General features: G+C 49.0%; 5 protein-coding genes, 4 tRNA genes, 3 rRNA genes and 1 riboswitch. Of the genes, 11 read left to right on the top strand and 1 reads right to left on the bottom strand.

What is annotated here, in order from left to right:
• The first annotated feature begins 14 nt into the window (after positions 1–14).
• Positions 15–386, top strand: coding sequence for a YijD family membrane protein (locus tag PCO85_21840; protein ID WJV53736.1), 372 nt, complete (start codon positions 15–17; stop codon positions 384–386).
• Positions 387–450: 64 nt separating this feature from the next.
• On the opposite strand, the gene trmA is transcribed toward PCO85_21840, so the two are convergent.
• Positions 451–1,554: a tRNA (uridine(54)-C5)-methyltransferase TrmA gene (gene trmA, locus PCO85_21835; protein WJV53735.1), complete on the bottom strand. Its 1,104-nt coding sequence runs from the start codon at positions 1,552–1,554 to the stop codon at positions 451–453.
• Between the two features lie 134 nt (positions 1,555–1,688).
• A riboswitch (cobalamin riboswitch) is annotated at positions 1,689–1,889 on the top strand.
• 68 nt (positions 1,890–1,957) lie between these two features.
• On the opposite strand from trmA, the gene btuB reads away from it, so the two are divergent.
• The 10 genes from btuB (at position 1,958) to PCO85_21785 (ending at position 11,970) form a co-directional block, all read left to right on the top strand.
• Complete coding sequence (gene btuB, locus PCO85_21830; protein WJV53734.1) at positions 1,958–3,829, top strand: TonB-dependent vitamin B12 receptor BtuB; 1,872 nt, start codon at positions 1,958–1,960, stop codon at positions 3,827–3,829.
• On the top strand, positions 3,774–4,634 hold the full coding sequence (gene murI / locus PCO85_21825) for a glutamate racemase (GenBank protein ID WJV53733.1): 861 nt from the start codon (positions 3,774–3,776) through the stop codon (positions 4,632–4,634). Before btuB ends, murI begins: the two co-directional genes overlap by 56 nt.
• A 369-nt stretch (positions 4,635–5,003) precedes the next feature.
• Positions 5,004–6,548 (top strand): 16S ribosomal RNA (locus tag PCO85_21820).
• Between the two features lie 69 nt (positions 6,549–6,617).
• Positions 6,618–6,694 (top strand) — tRNA-Ile (locus PCO85_21815).
• Between the two features lie 101 nt (positions 6,695–6,795).
• A tRNA-Ala gene (locus tag PCO85_21810) sits at positions 6,796–6,871 on the top strand.
• 202 nt (positions 6,872–7,073) lie between these two features.
• Positions 7,074–10,083: ribosomal RNA gene (locus tag PCO85_21805) — 23S ribosomal RNA — on the top strand.
• 109 nt (positions 10,084–10,192) lie between these two features.
• Positions 10,193–10,308 (top strand): 5S ribosomal RNA (gene rrf / locus PCO85_21800).
• The 16S, 23S and 5S rRNA genes sit together here with 4 tRNA genes alongside, the layout of an rRNA operon.
• Before the next feature lie 122 nt (positions 10,309–10,430).
• A tRNA-Asp gene (locus PCO85_21795) sits at positions 10,431–10,507 on the top strand.
• Between the two features lie 8 nt (positions 10,508–10,515).
• A tRNA-Trp gene (locus PCO85_21790) sits at positions 10,516–10,591 on the top strand.
• Positions 10,592–11,013: 422 nt separating this feature from the next.
• Positions 11,014–11,970, top strand: coding sequence for an ABC transporter substrate-binding protein (locus tag PCO85_21785; GenBank protein ID WJV53732.1), 957 nt, complete (start codon positions 11,014–11,016; stop codon positions 11,968–11,970).
• The last annotated feature ends 17 nt before the right edge of the window (positions 11,971–11,987 follow it).

Here is an 11,987-nt window from a genome sequence, read left to right as displayed (position 1 = left end):
CTTGGGGGAAAATCATGGCAGAGCAGGTGAGTAAAGAGAACGGTACATTAGTGTTGGCATTGGTTGCAGGTTTGTCAGTAAATGGCACATTTGCTGCGTTATTTAGTTCGGTAGTGCCTTTTTCCATTTTCCCGCCAATAGCATTGGTCTTGTCTGTTTATTGTTTACATCAACACTATATGCGTCATGTTATGCCGCAAGGTATTCCAGTGCTCGCCGCAGGTTGTTTTTTGCTTGGCTTATTGCTCTACAGTGCGATTCTCCGTGCAGAGTATCCACAGATCGGTTCCAATTTTGTACCGTCGATTCTCTGTGTTGTATTGGCATTGTGGTTGGTTGCTAAATTGCGTGCACGTAAGGCTGCCACCAAGGTCAATATGCTTTAGATAATATCTCCGAATACGTGAGCGAAAAACCAGGGGATCAATTCCCTGGTTGCTGGCAGTAGTTTTATTTACGTTTTTCCAGCAACACACCACATTCCATATGATGTGTATAAGGGAACTGATCAAACAGTGCCAATCGACTTATCTGATGGGTTTGGTTTAGGGTTTCAAGATTGGCGCATAGTGTGTCTGGATTGCAGGAGATATAAAGAATACGCGGATACTCCTGTACCAGCCGTACTGTGTCAGTATCCAAGCCACTGCGTGGTGGATCAACAAATATCGTTTCACAACGATAGCTGGAAAGATCGATACCCTGCAGACGATTAAACTGGCGGACACCTCGCATTGCCTGGGTAAATTCTTCTGCTGACATACGGATAATCTGCACATTATCAATCTGGTTGGCGACAATACTGTATTGAGCCGCAGCCACCGATGGTTTAGCGATTTCCGTTGCCAATACACGTTCAAAATGACGAGCTAGTGCCAGTGAAAAGTTACCATTGCCGCAGTACAGCTCCAGTAAATCACCCTTAGATCCTTCCGTGACTGACAGCGCCCATTCCAGCATTTGAATGTTCATCGCCGCATTGGGTTGGGTAAAGCTATTTTCCACCTGCCGATAAATCATCTGTTTACCGGCAACTGGCAGGCACTCGTCTATATAATCGCGATCAAGGCAGATTTTTGTCTTGGTTGCTCGTCCTATGAGTTGTAAGGCGAAACCTTGCGCACGCAGATAGTCCCGTAAAGCCGTGGCCTGTTGTTGCCACTCGTCATCCAGCACTTTGTGGTATAGCAGTGACACCACGATTTCACCACTCAATGTGGAAAGATAATCGACCTGGAACAACTTACGGCGCAGTACCGGTTGCGGACGTAATGCCGCCAGTAACACCGGCATCAGACGGTTGATCAGTTCACTGGCCGCCGGAAATTGCTCTACCCTGATTCTCTGTTTGGTTTGCTGATCAAACATGATGTGGTAAAGGTCGTCTCCTTCATGCCAGATGCGGAATTCAGCACGCATCCGGTAATGGCTGACCGGCGAGCGGAAAACGACAGGCTCTGGCGCACTGAAAGGTGCCATTATCGCGTTAATTCGCCCGATTTTTTCTTCAAGCTGGGCATCATATTGATCGATTGGCAGGATTTCTGGCGTCATGGTTATCTCGTCTGGAAAACGGTTAGTGCGGTGACATTACTGGCGGCGATTGTAGGGAATCTTGAAGGGATGTCCAGCGTTGTCATGCGTATTTCCTATTCATTGAATGGAAGTCTAGACTTCCATTCAGCCCGATTGTAGCATGAGCGTCCGGCCTTGCTCTATAAGTTAAAAGGGAATCCAGTGTAAATCTGGAGCTGACGCGCAGCGGTAAGGGGAAATTGGGGGCAATAGCATTTTGCAGACACTGTCGTATTACGATGGGAAGTCATTGTCTCTATGTTGGCAACAACAGTACCCAAGTCCGAAGACCTGCCGGTATACGTCGCAATGTTCATGATCATCGCGTGCTATCGATTATGGTAATGCGGCATCCTCCAATACTGTTTGGATGCTTTATAGAATGTTTGATAAAAAATTTACGCTGCTGGCAGGACTTTGCGCCACAGCTTTCTCTGGGTGGGCTCAAGGGAACAATAGTACACAGCAAGGCAGTAGCGATACATTGGTGGTTACCGCAAACCGTTTTTCCCAACCTGTTTCCTCTGTGCTGGCGTCGACAACCATTGTCACTAAAGAAGAGATTGACCGCTGGCAAGCCAAAAGTCTGATTGACGTGATGCGGCGTCTTCCGGGCGTTGATGTAGCTCAAAATGGCGGGTTGGGACAGTCGAGTTCGTTGTTTATTCGTGGGACCGAATCACGCCATGTGTTGGTGTTGATTGATGGTATTCGTCTTAATCAAGCTGGTGTTACCGGTTCTTCCGATATCAGCCAGATTCCTATTTCATTGGTTCAGAAAATTGAATACATCCGTGGGCCGCGTTCGGCTGTCTATGGATCCGATGCTATCGGTGGTGTGGTCAATATTATTACTGTTCGTAAAAAGAAGGGATCAACCCTTTCTGCTGGCATGGGATCCCATGGTTATCAAACTTATGATGCTTCCACACAACAACAACTGGGTGACAGCACGCTGGCAACGCTGGCGGGTAATTATACTTATACTAAAGGGTTTGATGTTGTAGCGAATTTGCCTGATGGTTTTGGTGACCCAGCCCAAACCGATCGTGATGGATTCATGAGTAAATCGCTGTATGGCGCGCTTGAGCATCAGTTTAGCGATATCATCAGCGGTTTTGTTCGTGGTTACGAATTTGATAATCGTACTGATTACGATGGTACATTAAGTTCCATCCGCTTGGGTGCATTGCCAGATACCCGCCAGTTATACAACCAGTCCTGGGATACAGGTCTGCGCTACCATCAAGGTATGTGGTCTTCCCAGCTGATAACCAGTTATAGCCATAGTAAAGATTACAACTACGACCCGCGTTATGGCCGCTATGATATCTCCGCGACGCTGGATGATATTCAGCAATACAACGTTCAATGGGGAAACACGTTGCAGGTTGGTCAGGGTAATGTCAGTGCAGGGTTGGATTGGCAGAAACAGACAACTGAACCTGGAACCAATTTTTTAGCTCAAGGATATGCACTGCGCAATACCGGTATTTACACTACTGCGCAGCAACTGTTTGGGCCGATCACCCTCGAAGGTGCCGTTCGTAGTGATAACAGTTCTCAGTTTGGTCAGCATACGACCTGGCAAAGCAGTGCGGCATGGGAATTCATTTCTGGATATCGACTGTTGGCTTCCTATGGTACGGCCTATAAGGCCCCTAATCTTGGTCAGCTTTATAGTTCATACGGCAACAGCAGTTTGAAACCGGAAGAGAGCGAGCAGTGGGAAGGTGGTGTCGAAGGACTTACCGGTCCGGTTAATTGGCGGGTTTCAGCCTACCGAAACGATATAGACAACCTCATTGAGTTCGACAATTCCAGTCTTCGTTACTTCAACGTTGGTGAAGCGCTCATCAAGGGTATCGAAAGTACAGCATCCTTCGAGACTGGATTTTTCAGTCACACAATATCTTATGACTATGTTGATCCGCGAAATGTGCGAACAAATGAAGTGCTTTTGAGACGTGCCAAGCAGCAGTTCAAGTATGAACTAGACTGGCAACTGTATAGTTTTGACTGGGCGGTAACTTATCATTACCTGGGTGAACGTTTTGATAATGATTTCAACCTATCTGAAAAAATAAAGATGGGAGGTGTCAGTTTATGGGACATTGCCGTTTCATATCCGATAACCTCTCAGCTTACGGTTCGTGGTAGAATTGCCAATCTGTTTGATAAAAATTATGAGACGGCATATGGCTACCGAACCGCAGGGCGAGAATATTATCTCACCGGAAGCTATACCTTCTGAGTTACCCGCTGCCCGCCCTTCTGTTTTGATTTTTGATTCAGGGGTGGGCGGTTTATCCGTTTATGACGAAATCCGAAAATTACTGCCGGATTTACATTATATCTATGCATTTGATAATGAGGCTTTCCCTTATGGTGAAAAGCCGGAACAATTCATTATTGAACGAGTGTTGGCAATTGTTGGCGCTATACAAAGACATCACTCTTTATCGTTGGTGGTCATTGCCTGTAATACTGCGAGTACTGTTTCGCTTCCCGCTCTGAGAGCACGTTTTCCTTTTCCCGTCGTCGGTGTAGTTCCGGCGGTAAAACCTGCAGCGAAACTCACGCGAAATGGTGTTGTAGGATTATTGGCAACACGCGCTACAGTTCAGAGAACTTATACTTATGAACTGATTTCTCGCTTTGCCAATGACTGCAAAATTCTTTTATTGGGGTCGGCAGAATTAGTGGAATGCGGAGAAGCGAAGCTACGGGGTGACGTTATTTCGGCAGCAGTGCTGCAAAAAATCCTCAAACCGTGGCTCAAGTTACCGGAACCACCTGATACTGTCGTTTTAGGATGTACACATTTTCCTTTATTGACTGATGAACTTCAACGAGTGTTACCGGATGGTACTCGGCTGGTTGATTCTGGCTCTGCCATTGCGAGAAGAACAGCATGGTTGATCGATCATTTGGATACGCCGGTTTTATCAAGAGAAACAAATTTGGCCTATTGTCTCACCATTACCCCTAAAGTGGCTGCTTTATGGCCAGTGCTACGTCGTTATGGCTTTCACTCATTGGAAAAGCTATCACTTTAGTGAATTGGTGGGTAAATATTGAGCGGTTGAATTTATTTTTGTATTTAGTGCTTGTCAGAGAAAAAGAACTCCCTATAATGCGCCTCCACTGACACGGCAACAGCGATGATGTTGTGGTGGTTTCAGTAAGAATTAGAGTTTGTATTACTTGACTTTCTAGCGGAAACGCATAGTATATACGGCCCGCGACCACGAAAAGGTGGTCCTGCTCTTTAACAATATAATCAGACAATCTGTGTGGGCACTCACAGGACCCTATCGTAATCAATACGAAAAGACTTGAAGAGTGACTGACAGTAAATTCATTACGAATAAACAGTTATAAATTCTTTGAGCATCGCTTCTTCGGAAGCACATCAAACAAATCTTAAATTGAAGAGTTTGATCATGGCTCAGATTGAACGCTGGCGGCAGGCCTAACACATGCAAGTCGAGCGGCAGCGGGGGGGAAGCTTGCTTCCCCGCCGGCGAGCGGCGGACGGGTGAGTAATGTCTGGGGATCTGCCTGATGGAGGGGGATAACTACTGGAAACGGTAGCTAATACCGCATAACGTCGCAAGACCAAAGTGGGGGACCTTCGGGCCTCACGCCATTGGATGAACCCAGATGGGATTAGCTGGTAGGTGAGGTAATGGCTCACCTAGGCGACGATCTCTAGCTGGTCTGAGAGGATGACCAGCCACACTGGAACTGAGACACGGTCCAGACTCCTACGGGAGGCAGCAGTGGGGAATATTGCACAATGGGGGAAACCCTGATGCAGCCATGCCGCGTGTATGAAGAAGGCCTTCGGGTTGTAAAGTACTTTCAGCGGGGAGGAAGGGGAGCACTTTAATAGAGTGTTTCATTGACGTTACCCGCAGAAGAAGCACCGGCTAACTCCGTGCCAGCAGCCGCGGTAATACGGAGGGTGCAAGCGTTAATCGGAATGACTGGGCGTAAAGCGCACGCAGGCGGTCTGTTAAGTTGGATGTGAAATCCCCGGGCTTAACCTGGGAACTGCATTCAAAACTGACAGACTAGAGTCTCGTAGAGGGGGGGTAGAATTCCAGGTGTAGCGGTGAAATGCGTAGAGATCTGGAGGAATACCGGTGGCGAAGGCGGCCCCCTGGACGAAGACTGACGCTCAGGTGCGAAAGCGTGGGGAGCAAACAGGATTAGATACCCTGGTAGTCCACGCTGTAAACGATGTCGACTTGAAGGTTGTGGCCTTGAGCCGTGGCTTTCGGAGCTAACGCGTTAAGTCGACCGCCTGGGGAGTACGGCCGCAAGGTTAAAACTCAAATGAATTGACGGGGGCCCGCACAAGCGGTGGAGCATGTGGTTTAATTCGATGCAACGCGAAGAACCTTACCTACTCTTGACATCCTCAGAAGAGACTGGAGACAGACTTGTGCCTTCGGGAACTGAGAGACAGGTGCTGCATGGCTGTCGTCAGCTCGTGTTGTGAAATGTTGGGTTAAGTCCCGCAACGAGCGCAACCCTTATCCTTTGTTGCCAGCGCGTAATGGCGGGAACTCAAGGGAGACTGCCGGTGATAAACCGGAGGAAGGTGGGGATGACGTCAAGTCATCATGGCCCTTACGAGTAGGGCTACACACGTGCTACAATGGCGCATACAAAGAGAAGCGAACTCGCGAGGGCAAGCGGACCTCATAAAGTGCGTCGTAGTCCGGATTGGAGTCTGCAACTCGACTCCATGAAGTCGGAATCGCTAGTAATCGTAGATCAGAATGCTACGGTGAATACGTTCCCGGGCCTTGTACACACCGCCCGTCACACCATGGGAGTGGGTTGCAAAAGAAGTAGGTAGCTTAACCTTCGGGAGGGCGCTTACCACTTTGTGATTCATGACTGGGGTGAAGTCGTAACAAGGTAACCGTAGGGGAACCTGCGGTTGGATCACCTCCTTACCAAAGATAGCCGTTGTGTGAAGTGCTCACACAGATTGTCTGATGAAGTACGAGCAGAAATACCTTTATAGGCTTGTAGCTCAGGTGGTTAGAGCGCACCCCTGATAAGGGTGAGGTCGGTGGTTCAAGTCCACTCAGGCCTACCAATTTCTTTCCATGCTGTGTTGTGTTTCCTGTCACGGACGAGAGTCTGTGTCGAGAATTGCGCCTTGCCTGACAGAAATTTGTGTAAAGGTTTTCATGCGATGGGGCTATAGCTCAGCTGGGAGAGCGCCTGCTTTGCACGCAGGAGGTCTGCGGTTCGATCCCGCATAGCTCCACCATACAAAAAAAGACTTCAGAGTATATTGGCAGCAGTATGCTGTGAAGTATTTTGCTCTTTAACAATCTGGAACAAGCTGAAAATTGAAACGATACAGCGAAACCTGGCCTTGATGGCGAGGATGTTGCTGTATCAGAGTCTCTCAAATAATTGCAGCGCGAGGTGGTCTTGCTCTTCATGAAAAAGACACCTTCGGGTTGTGAGGTTAAGCGACTAAGCGTACACGGTGGATGCCTAGGCAGTCAGAGGCGATGAAGGGCGTGCTAATCTGCGAAAAGCGTCGGCAAGGTGATATGAACCGTTATAGCCGACGATACCCGAATGGGGAAACCCAGTGTGTTTCGACACACTATCATGTCATGAATACATAGTGGCATGAGGCGAACCGGGGGAACTGAAACATCTCAGTACCCCGAGGAAAAGAAATCAACCGAGATTCCCCCAGTAGCGGCGAGCGAACGGGGAAGAGCCCAGAACCTGAATCAGTTTGTGCATCAGTGGAAGCGTCTGGAAAGTCGCACGGTACAGGGTGACAGTCCCGTACACGAAAATGCACGTGCTGTGAGTTCGACGAGTAGGGCGGGACACGAGATATCCTGTCTGAAGATGGGGGGACCATCCTCCAAGGCTAAATACTCCTGACTGACCGATAGTGAACCAGTACCGTGAGGGAAAGGCGAAAAGAACCCCGGCGAGGGGAGTGAAACAGAACCTGAAACCGTGTACGTACAAGCAGTGGGAGCCCCACCACCAAAGCATTCTCTGGTGATGAAGGCACCGCAACAGCAGCATCGCGGTGGCGGCGCGTCTTTTGCGACGCCCAACACACAAAACAAGCGGTGAGTGCTTTGGGGTGGGGTGACTGCGTACCTTTTGTATAATGGGTCAGCGACTTATATTTTGTAGCAAGGTTAACCGAATAGGGGAGCCGCAGGGAAACCGAGTCTTAACTGGGCGTCAAGTTGCAAGGTATAGACCCGTAACCCGGTGATCTAGCCATGGGCAGGTTGAAGGTTGGGTAACACTAACTGGAGGACCGAACCGACTAATGTTGAAAAATTAGCGGATGACCTGTGGCTGGGGGTGAAAGGCCAATCAAACCGGGAGATAGCTGGTTCTCCCCGAAAGCTATTTAGGTAGCGCCTCGTGAGGTCATCTTCGGGGGTAGAGCACTGTTTCGACTAGGGGGCCATCCCGGCTTACCAACTCGATGCAAACTGCGAATACCGAAGAATGTTATCACGGGAGACACACGGCGGGTGCTAACGTCCGTCGTGAAGAGGGAAACAACCCAGACCGCCAGCTAAGGTCCCAAAGTCATGGTTAAGTGGGAAACGATGTGGGAAGGCCCAGACAGCCAGGATGTTGGCTTAGAAGCAGCCATCATTTAAAGAAAGCGTAATAGCTCACTGGTCGAGTCGGCCTGCGCGGAAGATGTAACGGGGCTAAACCATGCACCGAAGCTGCGGCAGCGACGCTTAGGCGTTGTTGGGTAGGGGAGCGTTCTGTAAGCCGTTGAAGGTGGTCTGTGAGGATTGCTGGAGGTATCAGAAGTGCGAATGCTGACATAAGTAACGATAATGCGGGTGAAAAACCCGCACGCCGGAAGACCAAGGGTTCCTGTCCAACGTTAATCGGGGCAGGGTGAGTCGACCCCTAAGGCGAGGCCGAAAGGCGTAGTCGATGGGAAACAGGTTAATATTCCTGTACTGGGTGTTACTGCGAAGGGGGGACGGAGAAGGCTATGTTGGCCGGGCGACGGTTGTCCCGGTTTAAGCGTGTAGGTGGGTGCTCCAGGCAAATCCGGAGCGCTGTCAACACCGAGGCGTGATGACGAGGCACTACGGTGTCGAAGTGACAAATGCCACGCTTCCAGGAAAAGCCCCTAAGCATCAGGTAACATCGAATCGTACCCCAAACCGACACAGGTGGTCAGGTAGAGAATACTCAGGCGCTTGAGAGAACTCGGGTGAAGGAACTAGGCAAAATGGTGCCGTAACTTCGGGAGAAGGCACGCTGTGCGAGGTGAAGTCCCCTGCGGATGGAGCATTGCGCAGTCGCAGATACCAGCTGGCTGCAACTGTTTACTAAAAACACAGCACTGTGCAAACACGAAAGTGGACGTATACGGTGTGACGCCTGCCCGGTGCCGGAAGGTTAATTGATGGGGTAAGCCGCAAGGCGAAGCTCTTGATCGAAGCCCCGGTAAACGGCGGCCGTAACTATAACGGTCCTAAGGTAGCGAAATTCCTTGTCGGGTAAGTTCCGACCTGCACGAATGGCGTAATGATGGCCAGGCTGTCTCCACCCGAGACTCAGTGAAATTGAACTCGCTGTGAAGATGCAGTGTACCCGCGGCAAGACGGAAAGACCCCGTGAACCTTTACTATAGCTTGACACTGAACCTTGAGCCTTGATGTGTAGGATAGGTGGGAGGCTTCGAAGCGTGGACGCCAGTCTGCGTGGAGCCAACCTTGAAATACCACCCTTTGATGTTTGATGTTCTAACGTGGGCCCGTGAACCGGGTTGCGGACAGTGTCTGGTGGGTAGTTTGACTGGGGCGGTCTCCTCCCAAAGAGTAACGGAGGAGTACGAAGGTTAGCTAATCCTGGTCGGACATCAGGAGGTTAGTGCAAAGGCATAAGCTAGCTTGACTGCGAGAGTGACGGCTCGAGCAGGTGCGAAAGCAGGTCTTAGTGATCCGGTGGTTCTGAATGGAAGGGCCATCGCTCAACGGATAAAAGGTACTCCGGGGATAACAGGCTGATACCGCCCAAGAGTTCATATCGACGGCGGTGTTTGGCACCTCGATGTCGGCTCATCACATCCTGGGGCTGAAGTAGGTCCCAAGGGTATGGCTGTTCGCCATTTAAAGTGGTACGCGAGCTGGGTTTAGAACGTCGTGAGACAGTTCGGTCCCTATCTGCCGTGGGCGTTGGAAGATTGAGGGGGGTTGCTCCTAGTACGAGAGGACCGGAGTGAACGCACCACTGGTGTACGGGTTGTGATGCCAATTGCATTGCCCGGTAGCTACGTGCGGAAGAGATAACCGCTGAAAGCATCTAAGCGGGAAACTTGCCCCGAGATGAGTCTTCCCTGGGCCTTCAAGGCCCCTGAAGGGACGTTTAAGACGAAGACGTTGATAGGCTGGGTGTGTAAGCGCAGTGATGCGTTGAGCTGACCAGTACTAATGACCCGAGAGGCTTAACCTTACAACACCCAAGGTGTTTTGGAATGAGAGACGAGCTATTTTCAGTGATGTTCCGGTATTGGTTCTGATGGTGACGCGGAAGTGTGACGGTTGGAACGAAACAGAATTTGCCTGGCGGCGATAGCGCGGTGGTCCCACCTGACCCCATGCCGAACTCAGCAGTGAAACGCCGTAGCGCCGATGGTAGTGTGGGGTCTCCCCATGTGAGAGTAGGGAACTGCCAGGCATCAAACACGTGCTAACAGAGACATCTGATAGCCAACAGAATTACGAAAGTAGTTCTGAGCACGGAAAGTGAGCCCTGATGAGGGGTTAAGTATCAGGATGATACAACGTAGCAGAATCGGTGGAGCGGTAGTTCAGTTGGTTAGAATACCTGCCTGTCACGCAGGGGGTCGCGGGTTCGAGTCCCGTCCGTTCCGCCACCCTATTTAGGGGCGTAGTTCAATTGGTAGAGCACCGGTCTCCAAAACCGGGTGTTGGGAGTTCGAGTCTCTCCGCCCCTGCCAAGAAATAACCCTTCACATTATTGTGAAGGGTTTTTTTCGTTTAGAATTTTATGTCTCAGCTTGCATTGAATCGAATATGATATCAACGCCATAATTGTTGCTCCTCTAATTATCCCTTATAACTGAATATTGTTATAACCAACTGCTTCTGATGATGTTTCTATCTACAGACCTTTTTAGCTGTAATTATGCACAAAATCATCATAATGCCAGGTTGTGAGCTTGCTCATCCATACTTCTTAATAATTCGACTACAACTATTTTATGCTCGGAACTGGTAACGATCGTTATGATCGTCACAAGGGCTGTGTTTGCTTACTCGAAATATTGTTGATATCAGTAGCGCTGTGGCAATTACGCTATGGTTCTACGCTGTACCTGCGATCTTAAGTAGCTGTAAGACTACACAGAAGGAGTGAAATATGTTCAGGCGTTTATTGGTAGCAATGACTGTGAGTACCGTGTTATGTGGTGTGGCACAGGCGCAATCTTTAACGGTAGGTTTCTCTCAAATCGGCTCGGAGTCAGGGTGGCGTTCAGCGGAAACGAAAGTCTCTAAACAGGAAGCAGAAAAACGGAATATCACCTTAAAAATTGCTGATGCTCAACAAAAACAGGAAAATCAGATTAAAGCGGTCCGCTCCTTCATTGCTCAGGGAGTTGATGCCATTTTTATTGCACCTGTAGTAGCAACAGGCTGGGCACCTGTATTACAAGAGGCTAAAGAAGCCAAGATCCCTGTATTTTTGTTGGATAGAACGATAGACGTGAGTGATCCATCACTTTATACAGCAGCTATTGCCTCTGATAGTGTTTATGAGGGGAAAGTGGCAGGTGACTGGTTAGTAAAAACAATGGCTGGCAAACCTTGTAACGTTGTTGAGTTACAGGGAACTGTTGGGTCAAGTGTTGCAATAAACCGCAAGAAAGGATTTGCAGAAGCTATCGCTGCGGCTCCACAAGTAAAAATTATCCGCTCTCAGTCTGGCGATTTTACCCGTAGTAAAGGTAAAGAAGTCATGGAAAGTTTTATTAAAGCAGAACAGAACGGTAAAAATATTTGTGCGGTATATGCACATAACGACGATATGGCTATCGGTGCAATTCAAGCTATTAAAGAGGCGGGTTTGAAGCCAGGTTCGCAAATTAAGGTTGTTTCTATTGATGGTGTTCCTGATATTTTCAAAGCCATGATGAATGGTGATGCGAATGCGACAGTAGAATTAACGCCTAATATGGCAGGGCCAGCTTTTGATGCATTTTTGGCTTTGAAGAAGGAAGGTAAACAACCCAAGAAGTTTATTCAGACGGAATCACGTCTCTTATTACCTGATACAGCAAAACAGGAATACGAATCTAAAAAGAACCTGGGATATTAATTATCATCAATGGTGGG

This window comes from Prodigiosinella aquatilis (genome assembly GCA_030388725.1).
In the GTDB taxonomy this organism is placed as follows: Bacteria; Pseudomonadota; Gammaproteobacteria; order Enterobacterales; family Enterobacteriaceae; genus Prodigiosinella; species Prodigiosinella aquatilis.
This window is presented reverse-complemented; position numbering and strand designations above follow the sequence as displayed.

Coding starts and splice junctions, on each gene's coding strand:
- murI (WJV53733.1), top strand. CDS start 3,774: ATGGCTACCGAACCGCAGGGCGAGAATATTATCTCACCGGAAGCTATA.
- PCO85_21785 (WJV53732.1), top strand. CDS start 11,014: ATGTTCAGGCGTTTATTGGTAGCAATGACTGTGAGTACCGTGTTATGT.
- PCO85_21840 (WJV53736.1), top strand. CDS start 15: ATGGCAGAGCAGGTGAGTAAAGAGAACGGTACATTAGTGTTGGCATTG.
- btuB (WJV53734.1), top strand. CDS start 1,958: ATGTTTGATAAAAAATTTACGCTGCTGGCAGGACTTTGCGCCACAGCT.
- trmA (WJV53735.1), bottom strand. CDS start 1,554: ATGACGCCAGAAATCCTGCCAATCGATCAATATGATGCCCAGCTTGAA.